We start from the raw sequence: 25,149 nt of genomic DNA, 5'->3' as shown, positions 1-25,149 counted from the left end.
ATGCGACAGCACCCGACGGATCGGACAACAGGGCTCTCCACGACCCATGCCCTCCGCCGGCTCGCGCGCGGACTGCGGCTCGTGCTGCTCATCGCGCTCGCCGTGCTCTTTCTCGTCCCGTTCTACCTGCTGGTGCGCAACGGCCTGGCCACCGAAGCGGACATCACCGGGGCGGACTGGACGTTCTTCCCGCACAGCCTGCAGTGGGGCAACCTGCGGGAACTGTTCAACGACAGCAACGTCCCCATGCTGCACGCCCTGTGGAACTCGGCCGTGATCGCCGTCCTCACGACCGTCGGCACCCTGCTGCTCGCCTCGATGGCCGGATACGGGCTGGCCCGCATCGAGTATCCGTATGCGAGCCAGGTCTTCTACGCGTTCCTGGTCACCCTGATGATCCCGTCCGCCGTCACTTTCGTCCCGAGCTTCGTCCTCGTCTCGTCGCTCGGCTGGGTCTCCACCCTGCGCGGACTGATCGTCCCCACCCTCTTCAGCGCGTTCGCCGCCTTCCTCTTCCGGCAGTACTTCCTCGGCTTCCCCCGGGAGCTGGAGGACGCGTCCAGGGTGGACGGGCTCGGCTACTGGCGTACGTACTGGCGGATCGTCGTCCCCAACACGAAGCCGGTCTTCGCCGCCGTGGGGGCGATCGTCTTCATCGGCTCGTGGAACTCGTTCCTCTGGCCGCTGGTGATCGGCCAGGAGCGCGACGCGTGGACCGTGCAGGTCGCGCTCGCCACCTTCACCACGGCTCAGACCGTCAACCTGCACGAGCTGTTCATCGCAGCCGCCGTTTCGATCCTGCCCCTGCTGGTGGTCTTCCTGGTACTCCAGCGCCACATCGTCGCGGGCGCGGAGCGCTCCGGCATCGATGAATGACCAGGAACGCGGTGCCGGTGCGGACCACCGTCCGCACCGGGGTCAGCGGTCGGCGATGTCCTCGCGGAGGCCGTCGGAGAAATCATGAGAGATGAGTCACGCGAAATGCGGCAGGTGGGGCGGGGCGACCAAAGATCGGCTACCACGGCTGTGAGCTCGCCGGGGTCCGCCCAGGTGAGAGCGTCGCCGTGTACGGCGGCGGGCCGGTCGGGCTCATGGCCGCCTACTCGGCCCTGTTGCGCGGCGCGAAGAAGGTCTTCGTCGTGGACCGCGTTCCCGAACGGCTGGAAAAGGCCCGGGAGATCGGTGCGATTCCGGTCAACTTCGCCGAGGGCGACCCCGTGGAGCAGATCAAGGACCGGACCGAAGGCATCGGCACGGACAAGGGCGTCGACGCCGTCGGCTACCAGGCGGCGGCGCGCGGCACCGACCGCGAGGAACCGGCGACGGTCCTGAACTCGCTCGTCGGCACGGTCCGGGCCACCGGAGCGCTCGGCGTACCCGGCCTCTACGTTCCGTCCGGCCCCGGAGGCCCCGACGAGCAGGCCAGGCACGCATGCTCCTCGTCCCGGTCGGCAAGCTCTTCGAGAAGGGCCTGCGCCCGTGCACGGGGCAGTGCAACGTGAAGCGCTACAACCGGTACCTGCGCGACATGATCATCGAGGGCCGGGCCCGGCCGGGCTTCGTCGTCTCGCATGAACTGCCCCTGGACGAGGCGCCGTCGGCTTCCGGGATTCAGACATGGACATCGCGTCGGAACGGATGTGGCTCATCGCGCCCCAACCCGTCGTCAGGGCCTCCAACATCGTGTTCCACTGCCTGCGAAGCATCCGCGACGGCTACATCGACGGAACTGCTGTCAGCAGTCCGCAGGATCGCGCCCGCTGGGAGGCACGCGGCAAGGCGGCCGCCGAGATGCGCGGGCTCATGCGTGAAGATCTCGGCGTCGGCCCACTCACCGAACGCCACAGCCCCCTTCTCGACGAATAGAACAACCCTGCCGCGCGCCCGGCAGCCGTTCAGCGCGGGACGACCCAGCCCGGTACCCAGGTGCCGGCGGCGTCCTGGCCGGCCGTCGTGGCGGCGAGGTGGGCGCGGAGGGTGGCCAGTGCCGGGTGGGGGTTGTCGCGGTGCCAGAGAAGCGAGTGCGGGTAGACGGGCGTCGGGCCGGTCACCGGGATGCGGCGCAGGCCGTGGCCGGCAGGCCAGATGAGGCGCATGTGCTCGCCCATGAAGGTGGCCAGGGCCGGAGTGTCGGAGATGGTGTCGAGGAGCGCGTCGGAGCCGAAGTTGGGACCGGTCACCTCGATGGTGAGGCCGAACTCGGCGACGAGGTCGTCGTAGTAGGCGCCCCACTCGGTACCGGGGGCGATGCCGGGCATCCAGATCCGGTGCCCGGTGAGCTGGGCGACGGTCACCGAACGGGCGCCCGCCAGCGCATGGGCGGGGCCGGTGAGGAGCTGGAGCGGCTCGTCGAGCACCCGGACGGACTCGATGTCCTCGGGAAGGGGCCGGCCGGGCGCGGCGACGGCGCGGAAGGTCGCATCGATCGCACCGGAGCGGATGGCGGTGACGGCCGTCCCGATGTCGAACAGCGTCATCACGTCGAGGTCGATCTCGGGGTGCGCGCGGTGGAAGCCGCGCATCAGGCCCGACTGTGCGCTGCGCGAGGCGATCACGTCGACGCGCAGCGGACGGCGGTCGGGGCGCACGGACGCGCCCGCACGCTCGGCGACACGCAGCAGCTCGCGTGCGTGGGGCAGGAACGCCTGCCCGTCGATGGTCAGCTCGGCGCCGCGCGGGGCACGGGTGAACAACCGCACGCCGAGGGTGCGCTCCAGCGCGGCGATGCGTTTGGAGACGGCCTGCTGGGTGATCGACAGGTCGGCGGCGGCCTTCTGGAACTGGCCCGCTTCCGCGACGCCGACGAAGGTACGTACTGCTTCGAGATCCACGCCCACCCACCCTACTGAACAACCGATGGTTGTGAATCGCTGACAGTTCGGTTGTTTGACCTGCCATGGCCCTGCCCACTTAGCTCTCACCGGTCGACGTCGGATTGTTCGGACGGGATTTCACAGGGAGCGCCGAGCATGGTGGGCAGGAGGCGGTTGGGCCGGCAGTTCGGCTGGCTGTGGGCGTCGTACGCGGTGAGCGCGTACGGGTCCGGGCTGGGGTTCGGGGCATTGCCGCTGATCGCCGTACTCGTGTTGCACGCCGGTCCCGCCGAGGTGTCCGCGCTGTCCGCGGTGGGGCCGGCGGTGGGGGCGCTGATCGCGGTGCCGCTCGCACCGTGGGTGGAGTTCCGGCGCAAGCGCCCGGTCATGATCACGATGGATCTGGCCCGGTTCGCGGCCATGGCGACGATCCCGGTCGCCTACGCCTTCGGCCGGCTCGGTTTCGTCCAGCTGCTCGTGATCTCGGCCGTGATCGCCGCAGCCAAGATCGCGTTCAACGCGGCCGGCGGTGCCTACCTCAAGGCCCTCGTCCGACCGGATGACCTGCTCGTCGCCAACGCGCGGTTCGAGTCCACGAACTGGAGCTCCATCGCGGTGGGGCCACCGCTCGGCGGGGCGGCGATCGGCCTGTTCGGGCCGGTGACCTCCGTGGTGGCCGACGCGCTCAGCTACCTGCTCTCCGCCCTGGGCATCACCGCGATTCGCGGCCAGGAAGAAGCACCACGAACGACCGGCAAGAGCCCACTCCGGGCGGGCGCGCTGCTCGGCGGCTGGCGGCACATCATGGGTCACCCCGTCCTGCGGCCGCTCTACCTCAACCAAATGCTCGTCGCCGGTCTGATCATGGCCACCGAGCCGGTGCTGGCCGTACTCCTGCTCCGCCGGCTCGGGTTCCCGCCCTGGCAGTACGGCCTCGCCTTTGCCGCCCCCTGCCTCGGCGGACTCATCGGCTCGCGGCTGGCCCGCCGTGTCGTGGCCCGCTTCGGACAGCACCGGGTCTTCCGGACCGTCGGCACCCTGCGTGCCGTCTGGCTGATCGGCCTGGCCTTCGTCCGTCCCGGCGTCGTCGGCCTCGTCACCGTGATGGCCGTCGAGCTGGCGATCATCATCAACATGAGCCTGTACAGCCCGGTGCTCGCCACCTACCGGCTCGAACACACTCCCAAGCATCTTGTCGCCCGCACCCTGACGGCCTGGTCGATCGGCCAGCAGGCGTCCATCGCCGTCCTCACCGCGCTCACCGGCCTGCTCGCCGATCTCACCAGCCCCCGCACCGCTCTCACGGTCGCGGGACTGCTCATCCTCACCAGCCCGCTCCTGCTTCCCCGGCAGGACCGGACGCCGCGGCACGAGCCGGAGCCGGCCCGCAGCGGCGCATGACACGCCGCGACCCACCGCTGAGGCCCGCAGGCTGCCGCACACTGCTCGCTGAGTGCGCGGGTGCAGGTCATTGGCTCCGATTGCGGTGGGCGGCGACTCGTACCCGGGTTCCGCACCGGGTCGAGCAGTAGCGCTGCGGGGTGCGGCGCCCTGTGTCGATGAAGTAGCGGTCGCATCCGGGTGCGGCGCAGCGGCCCCATGCGCAGTAGCCGCGTTCGCTGAGCCAGAGCGCCAGGGCGAGCGCGGCGGTGGACAGCAGCCATGGGGCCGGCTGTGCGCCATGGGGGGCCTGGGTACGGAGTGACCAGCGGCGGCCCGGGACGCGGGCCAGCCGAGGTCGGGCGGGGTACCGGTCGAGCAGGGTGTTGATCGCCTCGGCGGCGCTGTCCTCGTCCTTCGTGTCGAAGATGCCGGCGACGACCGCAACGGCCTCGCGGACCTCTTCCGCGGTGGTCCCGGTCAGTCGCAGGGGCGGGCCGCCGTGTGCTTCCACCACGGCTTCGAGTCCGGCCGGTGTGGCTCCGCTTCCGTCCTGTACGGCATTGATCAGATCGGCCAGGAAGTACAGGCCGCGCGGGTTGTCGTCGGTGAACTGCTGGTCCATGGGCTCTTCCGCTCGGTGAGCTGGCATCACCCACCATGGTAACGTCTAAATTATTCATAGTCGTTACGTGATTGATCGTGCAGGCAGGAAGAGGCTCGCCGTGTCCGAGACGCATACGTCCGTGCTGGTCGTCGGAGGCGGACCCGTCGGTCTGACCCTGTCCTGTCTGCTGTCGGACCACGGTGTGGACCACGTCCTGATCGAGGCTCACCCCGCCACCTCGCGCCATCCCAAGGCCCGGGGCGTCTCGGCCCGGTCCATGGAGATCTTCCGGCGCATCGGGCTGGAGGGAGCGGTCCGCGCCGCGGGGCTGCCGGCCGACCAGGTCCACTTCTACCGGGGTCGCGACCTGGTCGACCCCGACTACGTCCGCACCGGCCTCGCCCGGGAACCCGGCGAGGGCCCCGAAAGCACGCCGTCGCCGGGTCTCATCTGCTCCCAGGACGCTCTGGAGCCCCTGCTGCTCAGCCGCGCCGAGGAGCAGGCCGGCTCCCGGGTCCGGTTCGGCACTCGTCTGGCCTCCTTCGCCGACGACGCCCTGGGCGTACAAGCCGTCATCGAGGAACGGGCCACCGGCCGCCGGCACCGACTGCGGGCGGACTGGCTCGTCGGCTGCGACGGCGCCGCAAGCACCGTGCGCGCCGGGGCCGGGATCAGGATGGAAGGCCCCACTGGTCTGGGGCGGTATCTGAGCATCCGCTTCGAGGCACCCCTGGGCCGGGTGGTGGCCGACCGCGCCAGCGCCTCGTACTTCCTCACCGCCCCGGGCCGGGGCGGGTTCATGGCCGTCGACAACGACCGGCACTGGATCTACCAGTACCCCCTTGCCGCGGACGCGAGCGCGGAGGCGGATCCGACGGACCACCGACTCCTGGCAGAACTGGTCCGCACGGCCGCAGGCATCCCCGACCTGGACGTGACGGTCCGCGACACGATGACCTGGCGCATGGACGCCCAACTCGCCGACACCTACCGCCACTCGCGCGTCCTGCTGGCGGGCGATGCCGCCCACGTCATCCCGCCGACCGGCGGGCACGGCATGAACACCGGTATCGGCGACGCCGACAACCTCGCCTGGAAACTCGCCGCCGTCACCGCCGGGCACGCCGGCGAAGCCCTCCTGGACACCTACGAGACCGAGCGGCGCCCCCTCGCACGCCAGGTCATCGACATCTCCACCGCCAACGCGGCGCACCGGACCGGCTACCGCATCGACGACGAACTCCTGCTGACCGCCGCCTACCGATCCGCCGCCGTCCTCTCCGACCCGGAGGACGCCGATCACCCCAGCACCCTGGACACGTCCGGCTCCCGTCCCGGCGGCCGGCCAGGAGAGCGCGTACCCCACGTCCGCCTCACCGGAGGCCCCGCGCACGTGACATCCACCCTCGACCTCATCGGCCCCGGCTTCACTCTGATCACGGCCCACGACACCCCGGAATGGCAGCGGCAGGCCGAAGCCGTACAACGGGCGGGCATCCCCCTCACCCTGCGCGGCGTCCGCACCGCCGCACAGCGGGAGGCCGATCCCGGGCAGTGGGCACGCCTCGTCGGACCCGACCACGCGGACGCCGCACTCCTGGTGCGCCCCGACGGGCACATCGCCTGGCGCGGCACCTGCCCGGCGGACCTGTCGACTCTCCCGGCCCTCGTACGGCGCGTACTCGCGGCCTCGTGACGCCCACAGGAGCGGTCCTGACGACCCGGATGCGCGGCAGCCGGTCAGCGCTCCCGCTCACGGAACATCCGTGTGCTGTGTCCTGGGGCACCGGAGGTCGCAAGGGCGACCGGGCAGAAACATCGGCATGCCGCCTGCCCCCGCCTCAGTGTGGTGGGCGAGTGAACGCCCCCAGGGCCCGGCCTCCTCTGCTCGGCGCGCCGACCGGCCGTGCGGACACCGCCTTCACACTCCTCTGACCGCTTCCTGACATCGCGTGATTACTGTCCCGACGCATGCGCACACCTCCTCACCGCCCATGCGGTCACCAGGACAGCACCCGCAGGGCCCTCCGGCACACGATCGGCTCCGTCGTCGCGGTGTCGGCGGCCGTCGTCGCACTGGTCACGCCGACCGCGGCCGCCGACGCCGCGCCGCACAACCCGTCGTCCACCAGCGGCAACGCGGCGGGACCGGACACCATCACCACCCACGCCGGCGCCACGACCGCACAGGAGCGCAACCGGATCAACGCCTACTGGACCCCCGAGCGGATGAAGCTGGCAGGCGCTCTGGTCCCCGAAATCACTCCCGTGCCCAAGAACGACAACACGCCGGACGACCCGCGGCCCCTTCCCGCGAACACGCCGGACTCCGGGACCGTGTGGACACACGGCGGGGCGGTGCGGAAGAACGTCGGCCGCCTGTTCTTCACCTTCTCCGACGGCTACGACGGCAGTTGCACCGCGACGGTCGTCGCCGGCGCCAACCGCAGTACCGTCATCACGGCGGCACACTGTCTGAGAAGCGTCGGGTCGCCTTCCGCCGACGACACCTGGAACCACAACTTCTACTTCGTGCCCGGCTACCGCAACGGAACGAAACCACTCGGCGGCTTCAGCATCAGGACCATGGCCACCTCCTCCCGCTGGGACGCCGATCCGGACACCACGGAATCGTCGGACGTCGCCGCCGCCGGCTACGACACGGGACTCCTCGTGGCGAACCCCGCTGCCGGGGGGCGCCCGATCGCGGACGTCACCGGAAGCCAGCAGATCGGGTTCGGCCGGCCGGTCGAGGACGAGTTCGTCCACGCCTTCGGGTACCCGAACCACGGACTCAACGATCCCAAGGACAAGTACGTCGGATCCCGCATGATCCACTGCGCGGGCACGAGCCACCCCGGTCCCAAGGCCCCCTTGCTGTGGGGCGGGACCTGCGACATGTCAGGCGGGTCGAGCGGTGGCCCTCACCTGGCCCACTTCGACACCCGCACCGGCACCGGCACCGTCGTGGGCGTCACCACCACCGACGAGGAACTCGCGGGCGGGCACACCCCCACGCTCTACGCCACGCGCTTCGGTGACAGCGCCCACCGTCTCTACGACTGGGCGCAGTCGCGTCAGGACCTCCGCTGATTCACGGTCTGGCTCCCGCCTGCCGGATCCGGGGTACGGGTGGGGTCCCGGCGGCGCGCCGGGACCCCACCCGTACCGGCGGCGCGCCGGCCGGGAGTTCCTCGCCCGCACACCGATGGGACACCCCTCCCGGCCCGCCTCCTGAAAGGGGCCGTGTCCTGTCGGTTCCTCTGGGCGTTGATCTTCACATGAAGCTTCGACTGATGACCGCCGTCGCCGCCGCCGTCGCGGTGCTCACGCCGGCTACTGCCGCCTCCGCCCACACCACCGAAGCCGCACCCCGCGCGGCGGAGGGGGTCCTGACCTGCCGCACGTGGGTCGACGGATACAAGGGATTCGCGGACTGCACCAACAACACCCAGACCGCAGTCGCCTTTCGAGCCACCATCGTCTGCGGGATCTGGCCGGACACGAACGGCCAGTGGATCACGCTGAACCCCGGCCAGCGCGGCACCTCCGAAGGCGAATGCGGTGGTGGCACAGGAGCAGGCAGCGCCAACTGGGAAGAGGGGTGACCGTGGGGTAATCCCCCTCCACCTAGAAGTCGCAGGTCACGGGGCTGGTGTGATGGCCTTCCGGGGTACTCGCGCCGACCGTGGGCAGCAGCCTGTGGCGTCGATCGTCCGATGGAGGGGGCAGCTCGCCGGTTCCTGCTTGTGCCGAGGCCGGTCACGCCCCGAGGCCGGTCACGCCCCGAGGCCGGTCGCGCCCGGGGGGCGTGACCGGCCTGACTTCCGGCGGCGGGATGCCGAGTGGTTGCGGATCAGCTGGGCAGATCACCGGTGTAGCGGTAGATGTTTCCGGCTGCGTTGACGCCCCCCCGACCGAGGCGCGGGAGCCCGCTGAGATCGCCCGCGCCTCCGCCTCCTGCGGGCCCTGCTCGTCCTGCGCGTCCTGTCCTACTCGGCGCTCACCGCCTCGACCACGGACAGTACGGTTGGCGTCGGCACGATTCGGCGCAGCCGCAACCCGGCCTCCTCGAAGAGCTGCGCGAAGTCCTCCTCCGTGCGCTCCCTTCCCACGAGGGAGGCCATCATCATCAGGTCCAGGGTCTTGGACTGGTGGGGCAGGTTGCCGGGCGGCACGACGGCGTCGATGACGAGGATGCGGCCGCCGGGTGCCATGGCCTGTCGGCAGTTGCGCAGGACCGTGGCTGACTGCTCGTCGTTCCAGTCGTGGAGGATGCGCTTGATGAGGTAGAGGTCTCCTGCCGGGACCGACGAGAAGAAGTCGCCCTCCGACAGTGACCAGCGGCCGATGATGTCCTCGTGGTCGAGCCGGTGGCCGGTCAGGACGTGCGCCTGGTCGTGGAGGACCCCGTGCAGGCCGGGTTGCCGGCGCAGCACCTCGATGAGGAGGCCGCCGTGGCCGCCGCCGACATCGACGACGGTGCCGGTGGGCGGGAAGTCGTAGGCCTCGGCGATGGGCTCGTTCTCGGGATCCGACATGGCGGCCATGCCGACGTGGAAGACGGCGGCGGTTTCCGCGTCGCGCGCGAAGTGGTCGAAGAACGGCGTCCCGAAGATCTCGGTGAAGGCGGAGCCTCCGTCGGTCAGGCAGCGGTGCATCTCTCCGGCGGGGCGCCACATGGTGGGGTCGGTCAGCATGAGGATCGCGGCACGGGCCGAATGGGAGGCGTCCGAGCGCAGGGCCTGGCCGGTGGCGGTCAGTCGGAAACGTCCCTCGCCCGTCTCCTCGACCACACCGCGAGTGGCGAGCAGCCGCAGGACGCGACCGAGCTTGCGGCTGTCCGTGCCGGTCGCCTCGGCGAGCCGTTCGACGCTCTCGTCACCGTCCGCCATGTGGTCGGCCACCTGCACGGCGGCTGCAGCGCGCAGCGCCGCGGGAAACAGGAACCCCAGGCTTTCATCGATCAGCCGGGCGGCAGACTGCCGTTCCGTGTTCATGATGTGTCACCTTCTCTTGGCGGGACTTCTCTTGCCAGGGCTTGGCGGGACCCGATCCCCGCGGTGGCCGAATGGCGAGGAACCGGTCGGGCGGGGAAAGGGCGCGAACGAGGTGTCGCGACGGCTTGCTTGCCGCTTCCGAGGGCTCGCGCGTCAGGGGGGTCCGGCCAGGGCCAGGATGGCGCACAAGACGGTGCGGGGGTGGCAGGTCCGGCGGGGGTTCCTCGGGCCGGGTGACCGGTGTCGGCGGGCCAACGGGTTCGGTAGCCGCTGGTCCCAGTGCATCTTCCTGCGGCGCGGCAGGGCCAGGGGGCTTCCAGCCGTCTTCACCCGGACGTGGGTCCGCGTTCTGCCGGGTACGGCTGCGATCGGGCGTATCCGGGCGTCCGCCAGTGGCGTTCGTGAGGAGCTCGTCCGGGCGGTGCCCCAGCAGGCGTTCGGGGACCGGCAGTTCCAGCCGGTCCCCGATCCGGCAATCCAGCAATCCGCCCTGACTGCCCTGACCGCCCGGACCGGCGGCCTCCGCACACGGAAGTCCGCCGGGAATCTCCACACATCTGCGTGGGCCCCTCACGCGGCGGCGCGCGCGTTTCAGCAGCTCAGCACATTCCGTCGAGTTGCCATCGTAAGAGGATCACGTAGCGCTGCACCGGAGCGTGGGCTGCCCGGGCTGCCTGGGCTGCCTGGGCGAAGTACGGCACGACGGCCTTGACCCCGGCGGCGACCTCATCGGTCAGCGCGTCGCTGCGCGGGTCGGCCGCGTGACGCGTAGCGCGTTCTACTGCCCGGCTGCCTTGCGGTGGTGTTCCTCGCGGTGGGCGAGTACGTCGGTCATGTGTGTTTCGGCCCAGCTCTTGAGGCCCACCATGACGTGGTTCAGGGACAGACCGAGGTCGGTCAGTTCGTAGGTGACGGTGACGGGCACGGTGGGTGTGACGGTACGGGTGACCAGGCCGTCGACTTCCAGGGAGCGCAGGGTCTGGGTGAGCATCTTCTGGCTGGCGCCCGCGAGCCGGCGGGACAGTTCGGAGTAGCGCATCGCCCGGGGCCCGTCCTCGTGGTCGATCCCGGGGCGGTGCGGGCCGTCGCTGCCGAGCGCCGCGAGGATCAACGCGACCCACTTGTCGGAGATGCGGTCGAGCAACTGGCGGCTGGGGCAGCCCTCCATGAACGCGTTGTAGCTCGCTCTCGCCTCGGCCCGCTGCTGAGCCGCCGTCTGTGTCGACATCGATCGCCCCTTCCGTACCTACGGGCAGCTTACGCACTTCCAAGTGCCTTCTACCGCCGCGGGATTTACGAAACGAGCATGGAGCACGGAAACGATCACCCCACCGCAGAGGAACAAAAGCCATGAGCACCCACACCTTCCGCACCGCCGTCGTCCGCATCCCGAGCGGGCCCGATTCGATCGAGGTCATCGAGGTGCCCGTCGTCGACCCTGGCCCCGGCCGGATCCGCGTCGCCATCGCCGCGGCGACGGTCAACCCCACCGACCTCGGCGTCGCGGCGGGCTTCTTCCACTCGATGGGGATGGTCGATCAGCCCGAACACACGGGCCTGGGCTGGGAGTTCGCCGGCGTCGTGGACGCGGCCGGGCCGGGTGTCGACCTGGCCGTCGGTACGCGGGTGGCCGGTCTGGTGGTCGGCTTCGACCGCGACTACGGCACCTACGCCGAGCAGATCGTGGTCGCGGCGGCCGACGTCGTTCCGGTCCCCGACGAGCTGGACCTGCTGGCCGCGACCACGGTTCCCCTCAACGGGCTGGCTGCCGCGCAGGCCGTCGAGCTGCTCGGCGACGCGCCCGCCGGGGCGGCCCGGCTGCTGGTGACCGGCGCCGCGGGGGCGGTCGGAGCGAACGTCGCCGTCCTCGCCCGGGAACGCGGCTGGCAGGTGACCGGGCTCGCCCGCACCGGCGACGAGGAGTTCGTCCGCGGCCTCGGCGCCGACTTCACCACGCACGCCCAGCCGGAATGGGACGCAGTCGTCGACCCTGCCCAGCTCAATGAAGAGGCGCTCAGGCTGGTCCGCGACGGCGGAGCCTACGTCGGGCTGCGGCCGGGCCTCGAACCGCCCGCCGAGCGCGGGATCTCGGTCGCCTCCGTGTTCACCGCCTTCGACAGCGCGCGACTGGCCGGCCTGCTCATCCGCGCCGCCTCGGGCGAACTCCCGGCCCGCGTCCACGCAGTCGTCCCTCTGGACCAGGCCGCCGAAGCCCACCGGGCCACCGCCAAGGGCGGCCTCCGCGGCCGCTACATCATCTGCCCCTGACCACCCGGCGCCGAGTGAGCCTCCGACCGGGCTCACCGGCACCCGCCCGCCGTCGATCCGTTCCCATCCGCCCCACCGCACCACACCCTCAGGAGACCCACCATGGCCATGAATCGCCTCGCCACCGTCCTCGCTGTCCTCGGCGGCCTGTTCCTCGTCTACACCGGGATCAGCTTCCTGCTCGCACCGCAGCCGACGGCCGAAGGCTTCGGGCTGCCGACCTGGCCGCAGGACCAGGGGGAGGGCTTCCTGTCGGTCAAGGGCATGCGGGACATCGGCTTCGGACTGGTGATACTCGCGCTGCTGCTGGCCAAGCAGCGCAAGGCGCTCGGGGTGGCGATGGCGGCAATGGCCGTCGTCCCGGTCGGCGACATGCTGATCGTGCTGAACGCAGGCGGCCCGGCGGCGACCGCGTACGGTGTCCACGGACTGGCTGCGGCGACGGTCGCAGTGACCGCGGTACTGCTGCTGCGCGAGCGGCCGGCAGCCGCCTGAGGTCCGCACGAAAGCGGGTCCCGGATCCGGGACCTCGTACGGCGGAGGCGTACGCGAACGCTGCCTGCCCAGGTGGATCCGCCCGCCCACGCCTACGCCCAGTCCCCGGTGGCCGAGGTCCCCCCGTACTGCCGCCGTCTCGACTGCGAAGATCCAAGCCCTGCTGCGGCTGCTGGTCCGGGCGAGGCGGGGCTGTTCCGCCAGGTGGGCGTGCACGAGATCGGCGAAGGGGGCGGGCAGTGGCGATGGGTGGGTCGCCGAGCCGGATTGCGACGGTGTCGCCCTCTTCGATGACGTCCTCGACGGTCAACCGGACGATGCGGCTGATGGGTTGGGCATGGAGCAGGACGAGCGCGGCCGGGGTTCTGGTCTGCAGGGGCAGGGTCTCGTCGTGCAGGGTCTCGTCGCGCAGGGCGCGGCGGAGGAGGGCGCGGTGGTGGAGGGCGAAGCGGTGGTGCTGGTGCATCGGCGCCTGGTGCTTGATCACGTGGGGTGGCGGAGAAGCCGAGGCATGGTGCCGTTGTCCATGCACCAGCGCAGGAACGGCTGAGCGGGACGGCTGGTGGCGTTTCGGTGGTGCGGGAGCGGCCAGGTCTACGGGCCGATGTGGACGTAGCCGGCCCATCTGGCTGGGAATTGTGGGTAGCGGGTCCGTAGTTCGACCGCTGTCGTGTGCAAGGCCCGTGCTGCCTGGTCCGCGTTCAGGTCGGGGGGCAGGTTGTCGTAGAACAGGCGTGCTGTTTCCGCGGCTGTGCCGTCGGTGACGCGCCACAGGGTGCCGATGACATGGCGGAAGCCCGCCGTGTGGAAGGCGGAGCCCAGGTGGATCACCTCGTCGGCCAAGGCGGAGCCGGCCAGTACTGTCTCGCAGGCCGACAGGTAGGCCAGGTGGCCCTGGCCCGCCCTCGCCGCGAGTACCTCGCCCGCGGTCAGTGGGCCGTCGGACAGGTGCAGGGCGCTGTCGACCGGCCAGGCCGCGTAGCTGCTCGCGTGGCACGCGATGTGGGCCCAGCCGGCGTCGCGGAACGCGGCCAGCACCCCGTCCCGGGAGGCCGCCGTGCCGGACAGGTGGCCGAAGGCCGGGAAGCGGTCTGCCAGCCGGGTGGCCTCCACGGCGACGCCGGGTAGTGGTGGCAGGCCAGGGGCGTCCGCGACGGTGACCACCTGACCGGTCAGCGCCGCGTCCGGCGGGCACTGGGTCTGTGCGGCGCGCAGCGCCCTGATCGTCGGTGTGTACGACGACACCGCCTTGTCGAGCGCGGCTGCGTGCAGTGGCAGTGCGGCGAGGAGGCCCGTGGGGATCCACCACGCCCGCTCGTGCGCCTCCAGGTGTTCGGACACCGGCCCTACGACGGCATCCCACAGCCAGGACAGCGTCTGTCGCAACGGTTCCTGCGCATCGGTGGTCGCCTCCTCGTCGTTCGGGGACAACTCCGCGAACGGCAGCGTGGCGAGAAAATCCGTCGCCCGCTGTCGCACCTCCGCGTCCGACAGGTCCGGCAGCGGTACTACGACCACCCCGCCTTCGGTCAGCACCAGCGCGTCACAGCCGAATCGGCTCACGTTGACCGTGATCACCGGGCCGTCGACGGCCGCAGCAACCAGCTCCGAGAGACGGGGCGGTGCGAGGAAATCCGCGAAACCCGGCACCATCCGGATCGCGGCGATGGCTCTGTCCCACTCCCGCACGAGCCCGATGCGGCGGTCGGCCACGCTCGGGGTGCCCGGCAGCACAGGGGCGTGCGGGTCCACCTCCTCCGCCAGTTGGTCACCGGCATCGCGCAGTGCTTCCGCCAGCGCGGGCTCGGCCTCCGTCAGCCGGCCGAGATCGTGCTGGGTGTCCAGGACGTACCCGATCAGCAGCCCGCGCCCCTGCTCCAGGAGCTCCAGTGCCCGCGCGGGATCGCCGTTCCGGATCGCCGCCGCGGCCGCGTCCGATGCCAGCCCGGCGAGCTGGGACAGCTGCCGAAGATGGTCGTCGTGGCTCAGGTGCCGCGCCGCGAGTCGGGGGAGCAGGCCGATCGCGAGGCCGTACGCGTCGTCGGCAGCCTCCCAGCGCTCTGCCTGCGCGGCGAAATGGCCTCGCGCCTTCGCCGCGACGAGCCGGAACAGCGTCGGCACCGTGTCCACGGCCGCCGCCCGTTCCAGACACGACAACGCCTCGTTCAGATCGCTGACATTCCCGTGCCGGTGGAAACGGTCGTGCAGCGCGAATCCGAGCTCCGCCTCATGTGCGCCGCGGTGCTGGTCATGTGCGCCGCGGTGCTGGTCGTGCAGGCCCGTGGTCAGCTCGCGCAGCCGGTCGACGTGCTCGTCCGCGAATTCGCCCCCGGACGCCCGCGCCCGCGCGTGCAGCGCGTCCACCAGATCGTGCAGTGCGACCATCCGTTCGTCCCCGGTCGACCCGTCGAGTCGTGACCGGGACCTCTCGATCACCGCGTCGACCTCGTCCAGAAACGTCGGATCAGCGAGGAAGTTCTCGTCAGCCAGTTCCGCCAGATGGCTGTACGGCAGGTTGAAGAACGACCTCAGCATGCCGGCCTTCTCGCCACGGTTCTGGAGCATGCGCATCGTCAGCGCCATGGTGTTCGCCTGGTGATCGCGGACCGCCTCGGCACGGCGTTGCAGCGCGGTCGCCGCAGCGGCGAATCCCGGCGCTTCCTCCAAGTTGTCCTGGTACCGGTCGACCGTGCCCATGTGCAGGGCGATGGCCTCGTCCAGGTCGGACAAGTGGCCTGACACCCGGTAGCGCAGCACAAGCAGTTCGCACAGCCCCTGCACGCAGGCGTCGCGCGACGACTCCGTATCCGCGTGCCGGTACGCGACCCGGAAGGCCGAGATGCCCTCGTCCACGTCGGACGAGCTGGGGGCGAACAGGGCACGCTGCCACAACGCGTACCCGAGGGCCCCGAGGTGCCCCACATCCACCTCGCCCGAGGTCTCCGTGTCCTGGCTGATCTCCCGCAGCGCTTCCACCGCGACGTCGAGCGGGCCGGGGTCGCCTGTGCGGCGGTACTGCTCCACTGCCTGCACGGCGACCTCGTACCCCGAGGCGCGGGGTGCCAGCCGGTCGAGGGACTCCCGCACCACCGCCACGTCCACGTCGAGGTCCGTCCGCTCCCGGACCAGGTGAAGGAGCTGGGCGAATATTTGAGCGCAGTGCGTCGCTGCCGGGCCCGGGCCGGGCAGCTTCTCCAGAACCTGCTGCATGGCCGCGAGTGCTGCGGGCAGGACCAGCTCATCGCCGTGGCTGTCCAACAGCCGGACCACCGCCGATCCCAGGCTCGCCAACACCTCCGGCAGCCTCACCCGTTCCGGTTCGGCGAGCAGGCCGCGCATCTCCGGTGACAGCAACATCTCCAGGCACTGGCGGAGCGCGTGTACCGCCGCCTCCGCGTCGCTCGCGTGGCGGCCACCCTGCTCGAAGCGTCCGGAGTGCGCGTCGCCGAGCCATTGAAGAGTGGTGTACCTGCGCGCGATTCCGGGGTCGGCCGCGAGGAGCGTCGTGTAGCACTCGATCGCGTTGTCGATGTCGTCGGTCGGGCCGTCGGCGTGCGGACGGTCGGCGTAGCGGGTCATGAACGCGAAACCGAGTTCGGCGAGGATGTCGACATGGCGCTCGTCAGCCGGCTGTGCCTTCCTGCGTGCCTGACGCAACACGTTGATGGCCTCGTCGAGCAGCGGCGGATCGCCGTGTGCCTGGTACCGCGCGAAGAGCGCCGATCCGCGCTCGTGCAGGCGCATCGTGCGCGTCGACCAGCTCACGTGCTGCCCCCAGACGTTGAGCGACGGACAGTCACCACATGTTCCCACAGCGGATCGGCGAGCATGCCAGAATCTGCTCATGGAAGACGCTGAGACCGCTGAGGCCGTTGTCCCGCAACCCGGATCAGGCGGCGACCGGCTGTATGGGGAACTGCTGCTGGCCGCAGTGGCCGGATCGGCACTCGCGCCGTTCGTCCAGGCCATCGCCACCAAGCTCGGCGAGGACGTCTACGGCAAGGTCAAAGAGCTCCTGGCACGCCGCTCTCGCCAGCCCGCCGAGCACGTGCCGGGCGAGTCGCTCACCCTCGCCGACCCGCAGCGCGCGATCGTCATCCAGCTCCCCGCCGGCCTCACCACCACCGAAGCGACCGGCCTCGCCGAGGTCCGCCTGCCGGAACGGACGCAAGCCGGCTGGGTGTTCGTGCGGTACGACCCGCGGAACGGGGGGTGGCAGGCCAGCGTTGTCCCCCAGCCACCCGCCAGTGCGATCGAGGTCATTCCGCCGGCCGGGGACACCACCACGCCGTAGGGGGCGGGCTGTACGGGTAGCCGGTACGAGACCGGGCGCTGCCCACGGCCGTCGCCGCGCTCCACCGCCTCGGGGGGCGGCGGAAGAGCGCTGGCGGCCGTGCAGTGCGGTTCCGGTTCGGGCTTCCGATGAACGGTCATTCGTGAGAGGCGCGGAGCATCGTCCCCTTGGCCGGGAGGCGTCCCGCCGGGGGGATCATCCGGCGGAACACCTCCCGGCCGAGGTCGGTGGCGGTGTCGCCGTCAACAGCTGTTCGCGGATGCCTTGTTCGAGGTGATGACCGCACTTGGACCGGTGGAACGTTGCGGCGCCGCGGGGCCTTCCGTGGGCCTGGACCTCGCCAGCCACAGGCCGGTGAACACGGCGGTGGCCAAAGTGACGGCGCCGGCAGCGAGGAAGGCGCTGTTGAGGCCGGTCTCGAAGGAGGCGCCGCCGGACTGCCGGGTGCGGACGACGGCTCCGAGTACCGCCACACCGAGCACCGCGCCGATCTGCCGGGTGGTGCTGCTGATGCCTGACGCGAGGCCGCCTTCCTGCGGGCTGACTGCTTGGACGGCGGCTCCCGTCAGTGGGGACAGGGTCAGGGCGAAGCCGATGCCGACGAGTCCCAGCCGCCACCACACGTTCCCGTAACCGGTGCCGGCGTGCACCATGCCGAGCGCCAGCAGTCCCAGGCCGGCCAGGGCCAGGCCGGTGGTGACCACGGTGCGGAAGCCGTGCCGGGCGGCGAGCCGGCCCGCGTACGGGCTGACGACCACCATGGCGAGGGACACCGGCAGGGTCTGCAGGCCGGCGCGCAGGACCGAGCTGCCCTGGACGTACACGAAGAACTGGGAGAAGAAGAACGACGAACCCATGAGCGCGAACCCCACCACCACCATGGCGGTGTTGGACACGGTGAACAGGCGCTGCCGGAACAGCCGCAGCGGCAGCATCGGAGCGGAACGACGCGCTTCGACGGCGACGAAGGCGGCGAGGAGGACCACCGCGGCGGTGAAGCTGCCCAGGATCACCGGCGACGTCCAGCCGCGGGCACCACCTTCGATCAGCCCGTAGGTCAGCACCCCCACCGCCAGAACGGACAGCACCGTCCCCGGGATGTCGATCGCGGGGGCGCCCGGATTGCGGGTCTCTTCGAGGCTGCGCAGACCGACCAGCAGAAGGACCACGCCGATGGGCAGGTTGACCAGGAAGATGGCGGGCCAGCCGAAGGCGTCCGTCAGTACGCCGCCGGCCACGGGGCCTGCGGCCAGACCGATTCCGCTGAACCCGGCCCACAGCCCGATCGCCTTGACCCGTTCCTGAGGCACGGGATGGGCGGCGACGAGCAGGGCCAGCGAGGCAGGGCTCAGCGCTGCGGCCCCGATGCCCTGCAGTACCCGGCCGGCGACCAGCCAGCCGAGCGAGGGCGCGAGGGTGCACAGCACCGACGCGGCGGTGAACACCGCCACGCCGGTCAGGTACACCCGCTTGCGGCCGAACCGGTCGGCGAAGACACCGCCGGACAGCAGCAGCATGGCGACCAGCAGCACGTACGCGTCGACGATCCACTGCAGACCGGTCAGCTGCGTGTGCAGCCGGTGCTGCATATCGGGCAGCGCCGCTCCCACAATCGTGTTGTCGAGCAGGACCATGAATTGGCCCAGGCAGGTCACCGTGAGCAGCGTGGCCCGGTTCGGTTCACTGCCTACTGCCGCAGGCGATGCCGCCATGAGGATTCCTCTCGATCGTCGGTTGCGCCTCTCCAAGGCCGACGTGGTCAGCCTCCGGGCGCACTAACGCAGCCAGCGACTGCGTTAGGTGACTGTAGAGAGGGCTGCCCGCAAACGCAAGTCACGACTGCGTTAAGGTGGGGGCATGAATGAGCGACAGCGAGCCCGGCGGCCCGGCGGGCGCAGCGCCCGCGTTGGCGCGCAGGTGCACCAGGCCGTCACCGACCTGATCAGTGAGCGCGGTTACGGCAACTTCACCGTCGGCGAGGTCGCAGCCCGCGCGGGCGTGGCCGACAGCAGCATCTACCGCCGGTGGGGCAGCCTGGAGACCCTCCTCACCGACGTGGCACGCACCCGCCTCAACGCGCAGTCGCCGATGCCCGACACCGGGAGCCTGGCCGGCGACCTGCGCACTTACGCGGCCAACGTGGCCCGCGAGATCACCGGGCCCGACGGCCCGGCGTTGCTGCGCCTGGCCGTCGCCTTGTCCAGCAACGGGCAGCAGAGCCTGCGGGCTGGTGACGACCTCCGCGACGAACGCATGCGGCAACTGCAGTCCATGCTCGACCGCGCCTGCGAACGCGGCGAGGACGCACCCGACGCGTTCGACGTGCTGGACCACGTCCTGGCCCCGATGTATATCCGCGTCCTGTTCGGCATGGGGCTCACCCCGGAGTACGTCGACGGGCTGGTCGACCGAATGCTGTGACCTCGCCCCGGTCCCCGGGGTCAGCCCTCGGACGCGGTGCTGGGGCTCGGGACGGTGGGGTCGGGGTCAGTCCGGACGCCCCCGGCTGTACGCCCGGGGCGTCCGCCCGAACGCCCCCGGGCGTACAGCCGCGCGCACCCCGCTCTCATGGTGCTCGGGGCCACCGGAGCACCCGGGGCGGGACGGGAGAACTACTCGGTCGGCGGCTGGCTCACGAGGCGCCGTCAAGAACCTGGCGCAGTCGACATAGGTGGCAACGGTCCGCTCGGGGAAGAGCGCGGCGAGCGCGGCGAAGCCAGTAGCGTCCGTGGGCTGCCCGATCATGAACGACGGCGGGCGTCCATCCGCGGTCGGCAGCGGCCCGCGAACTCATGGACGAGGTCCGCGCCGGCTGTCTCAAGGGTGTGAGTCCCCATACCTGTGCAGACCGGCCCCGCCCCGGAAACTCATCGGGCAGGGCTGCCGGGAGTTCCGGTGCCGCGGTGGCCGGCGAACCGGGCGCGTTCATCCTTACCCGGCTGGGTACGGCTTGCGGGCCGTCCTGTGGCGAACCACGGCGGTCAGGCACCCGCAACCAGTGTGCCGAGGGCCGTGCGCTGGTGGGTGACCGAGCGGCCGGTGCGGGTTGTCGTCGTCATCCCTGCCGATCTGAGCGCCGCCGCGTGGGACGAGGCCGTCGCGTTGCTGACGTGGAGGGCGCGGGCCAGGGACGTCGTGGTGTGAGGCTCGGCGAGGAGGCGCAGGGCGTCCAGCCGGGTGCGGCCCAGGACGGCGGCCGGGGTCTCGGCGGGGACGACCGGGCGCCCCGCAGCGGGCGGGAGCCCGCGACCGGCCGGGTACGTCAGGACTGCGGGACGGCCCGGGGCGTCCTGAAGAAGTGGGCCTGGCGGGTGGTGAAAGGTGGGCAGCAGAACCAGGCCGCGCCCGTCGAGGCGGACGTCGCGGTCCGGCGCCGCGCCGGGCCATTCCCACACCCCCTCGTGGAGTCGGTTGCCCGGGGCCAGGCCGGTCAGCGTGGGGGCCACGCCGTGCTCGGCGACCGTCAGGGCGTAGCGGGTGAACTCCGCACGGTGCAGATCCTGTACGACGGACCAGACCGGGGCGAGGACCGTCTCGTACGCGGCCTGCTGGGCGCGGTGGAGGGTGCGCCAGGCCGTCTCGTCGCCCGCGTGCAGGCCGCGGATCCAGCGAGGGGCGGGCACCTCACCGTAGACCCGCTCCAGCTCGGAGCGGACGAGACCGGGGTCGGCGGCGCGGATCTGTTCGAAGCCGTCGGCCATGGTGTCGCCGAGGACATCGAGGAAGGAGGGCGGGCGGCCCGCCGGAACCAGGTCGGCGAGTGGGCCGGTCGCGGCCGGGAGGGAACGCAGGACACGGCCGCGCCACGGCGCGAACAGAGACCCGCCACGCCGGGTCACGGCTGTCGCCAGGGCGGCATGCAGCTCCTGGAGCGGCGCCGGGCGGGGTGCGAAGCGGATCCGGGCGAAGTCCTGCGCGGTGAAGTGGATTCGCAGCACCCTCACAACTCCCCGTCCTGGGCCAGCCTTTCGGCCAGGGCCTGAACCTTCGCGTCGTGACGGCCCCCGCCCCAAAGATGTTTCGTATGACTTCTCGACGCACTCTTCTGAAAGGCACCCTATTCGGGAGTGCCGCCGCACTGCTGCCCACGGCTGCGTCCGCCTCCGGTGGCGGCTCGATCCTCCGGCTGCCCCCGTCCTCCGGCCCGTACCCCGTCGGCATGCGGACAGTCCACCTGACGGACCCTTCCCGTAGCGACCCGTGGGTGGGCGGGGTGCGGGAGTTGATGCTGACCGTTCTCTACCCGGCCCGCTCGGTACGCGGCTTCTCCCGTGCGCCGCAGCTCACCCCGGACGAGGCCGCGGTGTTCGCCGAGTACGCCCCGGGGCGCCACCCGGGGCTGCCGGGGCCGGGAGTGGTGGACTGGGGCGCGGTCCTCACCCACGGGTACGTGGGCGCGCCGCCGCTGCCCGGGCGGCGTCCGGTGCTGGTGTACTCACCCGGCGGCGGTGACTCCCGCACGCTCGGCACAACCCTTGCCGAGGACCTGGCGAGCCACGGCCGGGTGGTCGTCCTCGTCGACCACCCCGGTGACGCTTCTCAGGTCGAGCTGCCGACCGGGTTGCGGACGACCGTCCTGATCGGACCGCCGGACCCGGAGACCTTCCGCACGATGGTGGACACCCGGATCGCGGACCTCCGGCTGGTCCTGGACCGGCTCGGCGACCTGCCGCTCGCATCGGTCATGGACCCCTGCCGGATCGGGTTGTACGGGCACTCCGCAGGCGGCACGGCGGCGGTGTACGCAGCCCGCCACGACCGCCGGATCGGCGCGGTGGCGAACCTGGAGGGCTATCTCGACCTGTACCCGGCGCCGGTCGAAGCCGACCTGCCGCTGCTGCTGTTCCGTACCGACGGATTCGAGGGCGCCGCCCGTATCGAGTCTTCCTGGGCGAGCCTTCCCGGCCGCCGCGTGCTGCTCGCCGACGCGAACCACTGGGCGTTCACCGACTACGGCTCGCTCGTCACGCGGCTCCAGACCGCCGGTCTTGTGACAGCGACGACGCGGGCCGCGCTCGTCGGCACCGGCGACCCGGTTGTGACCCTCGCTGAGGTACGACGCCGGGTGGGGACCTTCTTCGCCCGCCATCTGCTGTAGCGGGACCACGAGGAGGCGGCCGGTGACCCTTCGCGGCCGCAGAGCGGGAGTCGGTCGCCGGTCGCAGCTGCGGTCGCGCGGGCGTGAGCGACGGCGCGGCAACGAATCGCTGACCCGGCCCGCCTTGATCGTTGCCACCGGTATCCGCTGCACCGATGCTCCCCCAGGCCGGCAACGCTGTCTCGCCGTCCGCTTCCCGTCCCGGGACAGGTGTGCCCCAGCAGGCCAGGAACGTGGCTGTCCCGACATGGCTGAAGCAGGCGGGAACAGGTTGTGGAGGGGGTGTGAGCTGCGCAAACTCGTCTCACCGACCCCGCAGTTCGCCTCCGACGGTGAGCGCACGTCGGCTCCTGTGGCCGCTCACGGCCGATGCCTCACATCCCTTGGAAGGGATTTCCACATGACTCCCGTACGCATCCTCCTGCCCTCCCTCGTGGCAGCCTCCGTGACCGTGCTCGGCGCTGCTCCCGTCGCCCCCGCCCCCGCCCCCGCCTCCGCCCCCGCCTCCGCCACCTCGACTCCCGTCGCCCGTGCGGCGGCCGCGGAGACGTACCGCAACGTGCACACGGGGCTGTGCATGGACGACAGCGACGGCGGCGGACTGCGCGGCTGGCAGTGCAACGGGCTCAACCACCAGAAGTGGGTGGTCACCCGGCACGCCGACGGCACCCGGCAGCTCTCGAACATGGCCACGGGCAGGTGCCTGGACGACAGCCCCGCCGGCCTGCGCACCTGGCCGTGCAACGGACTCGACTACCAGAAGTGGACGGTCGAGAAGCTCACCCAGAGCCGCATCGCGTTCAAGAACGTGAAGACCGGGGCGTGCGCCGCCGACCCGGGCGAGAACAAGCGCCTGGTCGCCCTGCCGTGCGTGACCAACTCGGCGAACCAGCAGTGGCAGTAGCGGGCCGGATCCCGAACCGCCCGCCCAGCACCCCACCCCGGACATCGCGAACAAGGAGAACAACCATGTCCCCCCGCTCCAGCAAGCTGCGCAGGATCCTGCCCACCCTCGCCCTCACCTGTCTGACGGTCCCGGCACTCGCCCTCTCCGCCCACGCCACGACCGCGACGGTCCGGACCGCGACGACGGCGAGCCTCTCCCGGGCCGCCGCCTCCTTCCCCACCTGGGGGACACGGTGGGTCGTGCACGCCACGTCGGACGTCAACTCGCCGTCCGTCGGCATGATCAACCAGAACTCCGCAGGCCAGGACCGCATCACTGCCGACTACCAGGTCGACACCGGCCGCCGGGTGTGCGAGGGCAGCGCCTGCTCCACCTTCATGGCCCACATCACCGCACCCGTCACGGGCTTCCTGACCGTCGTCGCCGTGGACATCCCCGAGGACCGGCTTCCCGGTGTCCCCGTGCAGGACGCTCCGGGCGGTGGTTCCCAGACCGGCTCGCGGCAGCGGACGTTGGAGCGTGCCGCGACCTGGCTCACCGCCAACGACGGCCGCCCCGTCCCCTACAGCCAGTCCGCACACTGGCGGGACGGCTACCGGCAGGACTGCTCCGGTTATGTCTCCATGGCACTCGGCCTGCCGAGTCCCGGTACCAACACCGTGGGGCTGGCCACCGACCGCAACCTCACCCGCCCCGTCGCGATGGGCGAACTCCAGCCCGGTGACCTCGTCATCGACGCCCTCGGTAACAGCAACACCCGGCACGTCGTCATCTTCGAACGGTGGAACGACGCGGCCCACACCTCCTACCTGGCCTACGAGCAGCGCGGCGGCCCCGGCACCACGCACCGGACGCTGACCTACGGCCTGGACGCGGGCAGCGAGTACCGGGCCTACCGGCCCGTCCAGTACGGCGACTGACCCGGCAGCAGGTGTGGGGGGCCCCCCCCCCGGCGGGGGGCCCCCCCCCCCCCCCGCCCCCCCCCGCCCCCCCCCCCCGGGGCGCGGGGCCCCCCCCCCCCCCGGGGGCCGCCCCCCACACTCCGCCGACAGCCCGCGCGACGGCACCCCATTGGGCCGTAGGAGTGAATCCTGCGACAGGTGAATCGGCTCTGCACGGGCCGGGAAACACTGCCGGTTGCGCCGCCGTTGTCCGCTTCCATAGATTCCTGACCTGCCGGGACAGCCTGTCTCAGGGCATGAAGCAGCCAACGGGACACCGTTGTCGTACCTCGGGAGACGTCCGCCATGACGGACAGCGGCCAGAGTGACCGCCTGGCGGCGCAACGACAGCTCGGCGCGGCCCTGCGCGCCCTGCAACACCGGTCGGGGCTCACGCTGCGGGAACTGGAGAAGCGGGTCCCGGTCAGCGACTCGTCGCTGTCGCGCTACTTCCGCGGCGACGGCGTCGCACCCTGGCCCGTCGTCGCCGAGATCTGCCGGATCCTGGGCGGCGACCCGAGCGAACTGCGTGCCCTGTGGCAGGCGACCGACCGCGTGTCGCCGCCCCCACAGCTCCCGGCCACGCCTCCTGCCGCGCCCACTCCGGCTCCGCCCGACGACACCCCGCGCACCGCGGCCCCCGTCCCCGCCCCCGCGTGGTGGCGCACGCACCCGGCTGGCCAGGCCCGCTCCCGGGTCCGGGTCACCGCCGTGGTACTCACCGTCGTCCTGCTCGGAGCGGGCCTGACGGCGTACGGCGTCCAGCTCGCCGCCGACTTTCAGAGCGGGCGGACCACCACGGCAGCCCTGGGCAAGGAGGGCCCGCGCGGTGGGGCCGACAAGCTGCAGCCCGTGTTCTACGAGGCGGAGAAGGCGCGTACGAACCAGGTGACCGTCCGTGACGCCACCGGGGCCCGTAGCGGCAAGGCCATCGCCCACATGGACTACCCCGACAGCTACGTCGAGTTCACCGTCGTCGCCGCGTCGGCCGGTCCCCGAGCCATGAGCGTGCGGTACAGCAACGGCTCGCAGGACACCGCCGGCGCCCCGTCATGCGCCTCGCACGGCCTCTCGGTCAACGGTGCCGTCGCGAACCCCGTCCACTACACGCACACCGGCTGGGAGAACTGGCAGAGGACCGAACCGGTGACGGTGGCGCTCCACGCGGGCCGCAACACGATCCGCTTCTCCAAGGGAGACCTGTTCACCGAACTGGACGGCATCGAGCTGGCGTAGGGCCCGCAAGCCGCGTCCGCCGTATGCCCTTCCCTCCCGACGCCGCCCTGTCGGACGCGGGACGCAGCACGACCCGAAAGCAATGATCTTCCGCCCCCTGATCCCAAGGG

The 25,149-nt window shown here is 71.3% G+C and carries 22 protein-coding genes and 2 pseudogenes; 16 read left to right on the top strand and 8 right to left on the bottom strand.

From position 1 onward, the window contains the following. The 3 genes and pseudogenes from ACFYY1_RS29135 (at position 1) to ACFYY1_RS29125 (ending at position 1,866) form a co-directional block, all read left to right on the top strand. Positions 1 to 876 (top strand): carbohydrate ABC transporter permease, encoded by an 876-nt coding sequence (locus tag ACFYY1_RS29135; protein ID WP_388590875.1) that lies wholly within the window; start codon positions 1 to 3, stop codon positions 874 to 876. Between the two features lie 137 nt (positions 877 to 1,013). Next, positions 1,014 to 1,603 (top strand): annotated as a pseudogene (locus ACFYY1_RS29130) (zinc-binding dehydrogenase); the annotation flags it as partial. Positions 1,604 to 1,617: 14 nt separating this feature from the next. Beyond that, a complete protein-coding gene (locus tag ACFYY1_RS29125; protein ID WP_388590874.1) occupies positions 1,618 to 1,866 on the top strand; it encodes a hypothetical protein in 249 nt (82 codons plus the stop codon). Between the two features lie 29 nt (positions 1,867 to 1,895). Here ACFYY1_RS29125 and ACFYY1_RS29120 read toward each other — a convergent pair whose 3' ends face one another. Next, positions 1,896 to 2,831, bottom strand: coding sequence for a LysR family transcriptional regulator (locus ACFYY1_RS29120; RefSeq protein ID WP_388590872.1), 936 nt, complete (start codon positions 2,829 to 2,831; stop codon positions 1,896 to 1,898). Between the two features lie 138 nt (positions 2,832 to 2,969). Between ACFYY1_RS29120 and ACFYY1_RS29115 the strand changes: the two genes are divergently transcribed. Continuing rightward, positions 2,970 to 4,214, top strand: coding sequence for an MFS transporter (locus tag ACFYY1_RS29115; RefSeq protein ID WP_388590870.1), 1,245 nt, complete (start codon positions 2,970 to 2,972; stop codon positions 4,212 to 4,214). A gap of 67 nt (positions 4,215 to 4,281) precedes the next feature. On the opposite strand, the gene ACFYY1_RS29110 is transcribed toward ACFYY1_RS29115, so the two are convergent. Then, a complete protein-coding gene (locus tag ACFYY1_RS29110) occupies positions 4,282 to 4,845 on the bottom strand; it encodes a CGNR zinc finger domain-containing protein (protein ID WP_388590868.1) in 564 nt (187 codons plus the stop codon). A 73-nt stretch (positions 4,846 to 4,918) separates the two neighbouring features. On the opposite strand from ACFYY1_RS29110, the gene ACFYY1_RS29105 reads away from it, so the two are divergent. The 3 genes from ACFYY1_RS29105 (at position 4,919) to ACFYY1_RS29095 (ending at position 8,408) form a co-directional block, all read left to right on the top strand. Further along, the gene (locus ACFYY1_RS29105; protein WP_388590866.1) at positions 4,919 to 6,496 is read left to right on the top strand and encodes an FAD-dependent monooxygenase; all 1,578 of its coding nucleotides are present in this window, start codon (positions 4,919 to 4,921) and stop codon (positions 6,494 to 6,496) included. A 275-nt stretch (positions 6,497 to 6,771) separates the two neighbouring features. Further along, positions 6,772 to 7,893, top strand: coding sequence for a trypsin-like serine peptidase (locus ACFYY1_RS29100; protein ID WP_388590864.1), 1,122 nt, complete (start codon positions 6,772 to 6,774; stop codon positions 7,891 to 7,893). Positions 7,894 to 8,081: 188 nt separating this feature from the next. Next, positions 8,082 to 8,408 carry a hypothetical protein gene (locus tag ACFYY1_RS29095; protein WP_388590863.1) on the top strand — a complete coding sequence of 109 codons (327 nt, stop codon included), beginning with the start codon at positions 8,082 to 8,084 and terminating at the stop codon, positions 8,406 to 8,408. A 384-nt stretch (positions 8,409 to 8,792) separates the two neighbouring features. On the opposite strand, the gene ACFYY1_RS29090 is transcribed toward ACFYY1_RS29095, so the two are convergent. Together ACFYY1_RS29090 and ACFYY1_RS29085 are read right to left on the bottom strand one after the other, a co-directional pair. Beyond that, positions 8,793 to 9,800 carry a methyltransferase gene (locus ACFYY1_RS29090; RefSeq protein ID WP_388590861.1) on the bottom strand — a complete coding sequence of 336 codons (1,008 nt, stop codon included), beginning with the start codon at positions 9,798 to 9,800 and terminating at the stop codon, positions 8,793 to 8,795. A 778-nt stretch (positions 9,801 to 10,578) separates the two neighbouring features. Beyond that, entirely contained in the window at positions 10,579 to 11,028 is a 450-nt protein-coding gene (locus tag ACFYY1_RS29085; RefSeq protein ID WP_388590859.1) for a winged helix-turn-helix transcriptional regulator, read from the bottom strand. A gap of 122 nt (positions 11,029 to 11,150) precedes the next feature. On the opposite strand from ACFYY1_RS29085, the gene ACFYY1_RS29080 reads away from it, so the two are divergent. The 3 genes from ACFYY1_RS29080 (at position 11,151) to ACFYY1_RS29070 (ending at position 13,113) form a co-directional block, all read left to right on the top strand. Further along, entirely contained in the window at positions 11,151 to 12,068 is a 918-nt protein-coding gene (locus ACFYY1_RS29080) for an alcohol dehydrogenase catalytic domain-containing protein (RefSeq protein WP_388590858.1), read from the top strand. A gap of 102 nt (positions 12,069 to 12,170) precedes the next feature. Continuing rightward, entirely contained in the window at positions 12,171 to 12,563 is a 393-nt protein-coding gene (locus ACFYY1_RS29075; protein ID WP_388590856.1) for a DUF4267 domain-containing protein, read from the top strand. A gap of 337 nt (positions 12,564 to 12,900) precedes the next feature. After that, on the top strand, positions 12,901 to 13,113 hold the full coding sequence (locus ACFYY1_RS29070; RefSeq protein WP_388590855.1) for a hypothetical protein: 213 nt from the start codon (positions 12,901 to 12,903) through the stop codon (positions 13,111 to 13,113). 44 nt (positions 13,114 to 13,157) lie between these two features. Here the strand turns inward: ACFYY1_RS29070 and ACFYY1_RS29065 are convergent, their stop codons facing one another. Continuing rightward, complete coding sequence (locus ACFYY1_RS29065; RefSeq protein ID WP_388590853.1) at positions 13,158 to 16,328, bottom strand: CHAT domain-containing protein; 3,171 nt, start codon at positions 16,326 to 16,328, stop codon at positions 13,158 to 13,160. A gap of 79 nt (positions 16,329 to 16,407) precedes the next feature. On the opposite strand from ACFYY1_RS29065, the gene ACFYY1_RS29060 reads away from it, so the two are divergent. Then, entirely contained in the window at positions 16,408 to 16,857 is a 450-nt protein-coding gene (locus ACFYY1_RS29060) for a hypothetical protein (protein ID WP_388590851.1), read from the top strand. 242 nt (positions 16,858 to 17,099) lie between these two features. Here ACFYY1_RS29060 and ACFYY1_RS29055 read toward each other — a convergent pair whose 3' ends face one another. Then, complete coding sequence (locus ACFYY1_RS29055) at positions 17,100 to 18,569, bottom strand: MFS transporter (RefSeq protein ID WP_388590850.1); 1,470 nt, start codon at positions 18,567 to 18,569, stop codon at positions 17,100 to 17,102. Between the two features lie 145 nt (positions 18,570 to 18,714). Between ACFYY1_RS29055 and ACFYY1_RS29050 the strand changes: the two genes are divergently transcribed. Beyond that, complete coding sequence (locus ACFYY1_RS29050; protein ID WP_388590848.1) at positions 18,715 to 19,278, top strand: TetR/AcrR family transcriptional regulator; 564 nt, start codon at positions 18,715 to 18,717, stop codon at positions 19,276 to 19,278. 246 nt (positions 19,279 to 19,524) lie between these two features. Here ACFYY1_RS29050 and ACFYY1_RS29045 read toward each other — a convergent pair. Continuing rightward, positions 19,525 to 19,694 (bottom strand): annotated as a pseudogene (locus tag ACFYY1_RS29045) (alpha/beta hydrolase); the annotation flags it as partial. Positions 19,695 to 19,838: 144 nt separating this feature from the next. Next, positions 19,839 to 20,795: an ArsR/SmtB family transcription factor gene (locus tag ACFYY1_RS29040; protein WP_388590847.1), complete on the bottom strand. Its 957-nt coding sequence runs from the start codon at positions 20,793 to 20,795 to the stop codon at positions 19,839 to 19,841. Positions 20,796 to 20,881: 86 nt separating this feature from the next. On the opposite strand from ACFYY1_RS29040, the gene ACFYY1_RS29035 reads away from it, so the two are divergent. From ACFYY1_RS29035 to ACFYY1_RS29020, 4 genes are all read left to right on the top strand, one after another. Continuing rightward, complete coding sequence (locus ACFYY1_RS29035; protein ID WP_388590845.1) at positions 20,882 to 21,955, top strand: alpha/beta hydrolase family protein; 1,074 nt, start codon at positions 20,882 to 20,884, stop codon at positions 21,953 to 21,955. A gap of 400 nt (positions 21,956 to 22,355) precedes the next feature. Beyond that, a complete protein-coding gene (locus ACFYY1_RS29030; protein ID WP_388590843.1) occupies positions 22,356 to 22,859 on the top strand; it encodes a ricin-type beta-trefoil lectin domain protein in 504 nt (167 codons plus the stop codon). 65 nt (positions 22,860 to 22,924) lie between these two features. After that, the gene (locus ACFYY1_RS29025; RefSeq protein WP_388590841.1) at positions 22,925 to 23,782 is read left to right on the top strand and encodes a hypothetical protein; all 858 of its coding nucleotides are present in this window, start codon (positions 22,925 to 22,927) and stop codon (positions 23,780 to 23,782) included. A gap of 327 nt (positions 23,783 to 24,109) precedes the next feature. Beyond that, on the top strand, positions 24,110 to 25,039 hold the full coding sequence (locus tag ACFYY1_RS29020; RefSeq protein ID WP_388590840.1) for a helix-turn-helix domain-containing protein: 930 nt from the start codon (positions 24,110 to 24,112) through the stop codon (positions 25,037 to 25,039). The last annotated feature ends 110 nt before the right edge of the window (positions 25,040 to 25,149 follow it).

The sequence above is a fragment of the Streptomyces sp. NPDC001890 genome (assembly GCF_042891445.1).
Classification (GTDB): Bacteria; Actinomycetota; Actinomycetes; order Streptomycetales; family Streptomycetaceae; genus Streptomyces.
The sequence above is the reverse complement of the archived record's forward strand: the minus strand, read 5'-3'. Positions and strand labels throughout refer to the sequence as shown.

Excerpts from the sequence above, each read along its gene's own strand:
- ACFYY1_RS29085 (WP_388590859.1), bottom strand. The coding sequence starts at position 11,028 with ATGTCGACACAGACGGCGGCTCAGCAGCGGGCCGAGGCGAGAGCGAGC.
- ACFYY1_RS29080 (WP_388590858.1), top strand. The coding sequence starts at position 11,151 with ATGAGCACCCACACCTTCCGCACCGCCGTCGTCCGCATCCCGAGCGGG.
- ACFYY1_RS29020 (WP_388590840.1), top strand. The coding sequence starts at position 24,110 with ATGACGGACAGCGGCCAGAGTGACCGCCTGGCGGCGCAACGACAGCTC.
- ACFYY1_RS29025 (WP_388590841.1), top strand. The coding sequence starts at position 22,925 with ATGTCCCCCCGCTCCAGCAAGCTGCGCAGGATCCTGCCCACCCTCGCC.
- ACFYY1_RS29090 (WP_388590861.1), bottom strand. The coding sequence starts at position 9,800 with ATGAACACGGAACGGCAGTCTGCCGCCCGGCTGATCGATGAAAGCCTG.
- ACFYY1_RS29110 (WP_388590868.1), bottom strand. The coding sequence starts at position 4,845 with ATGCCAGCTCACCGAGCGGAAGAGCCCATGGACCAGCAGTTCACCGAC.
- ACFYY1_RS29075 (WP_388590856.1), top strand. The coding sequence starts at position 12,171 with ATGGCCATGAATCGCCTCGCCACCGTCCTCGCTGTCCTCGGCGGCCTG.
- ACFYY1_RS29050 (WP_388590848.1), top strand. The coding sequence starts at position 18,715 with ATGAATGAGCGACAGCGAGCCCGGCGGCCCGGCGGGCGCAGCGCCCGC.
- ACFYY1_RS29030 (WP_388590843.1), top strand. The coding sequence starts at position 22,356 with ATGACTCCCGTACGCATCCTCCTGCCCTCCCTCGTGGCAGCCTCCGTG.
- ACFYY1_RS29115 (WP_388590870.1), top strand. The coding sequence starts at position 2,970 with ATGGTGGGCAGGAGGCGGTTGGGCCGGCAGTTCGGCTGGCTGTGGGCG.
- ACFYY1_RS29060 (WP_388590851.1), top strand. The coding sequence starts at position 16,408 with ATGGAAGACGCTGAGACCGCTGAGGCCGTTGTCCCGCAACCCGGATCA.
- ACFYY1_RS29135 (WP_388590875.1), top strand. The coding sequence starts at position 1 with ATGCGACAGCACCCGACGGATCGGACAACAGGGCTCTCCACGACCCAT.
- ACFYY1_RS29070 (WP_388590855.1), top strand. The coding sequence starts at position 12,901 with ATGGAGCAGGACGAGCGCGGCCGGGGTTCTGGTCTGCAGGGGCAGGGT.
- ACFYY1_RS29095 (WP_388590863.1), top strand. The coding sequence starts at position 8,082 with ATGAAGCTTCGACTGATGACCGCCGTCGCCGCCGCCGTCGCGGTGCTC.
- ACFYY1_RS29125 (WP_388590874.1), top strand. The coding sequence starts at position 1,618 with ATGGACATCGCGTCGGAACGGATGTGGCTCATCGCGCCCCAACCCGTC.
- ACFYY1_RS29055 (WP_388590850.1), bottom strand. The coding sequence starts at position 18,569 with ATGGCGGCATCGCCTGCGGCAGTAGGCAGTGAACCGAACCGGGCCACG.
- ACFYY1_RS29100 (WP_388590864.1), top strand. The coding sequence starts at position 6,772 with ATGCGCACACCTCCTCACCGCCCATGCGGTCACCAGGACAGCACCCGC.
- ACFYY1_RS29035 (WP_388590845.1), top strand. The coding sequence starts at position 20,882 with ATGACTTCTCGACGCACTCTTCTGAAAGGCACCCTATTCGGGAGTGCC.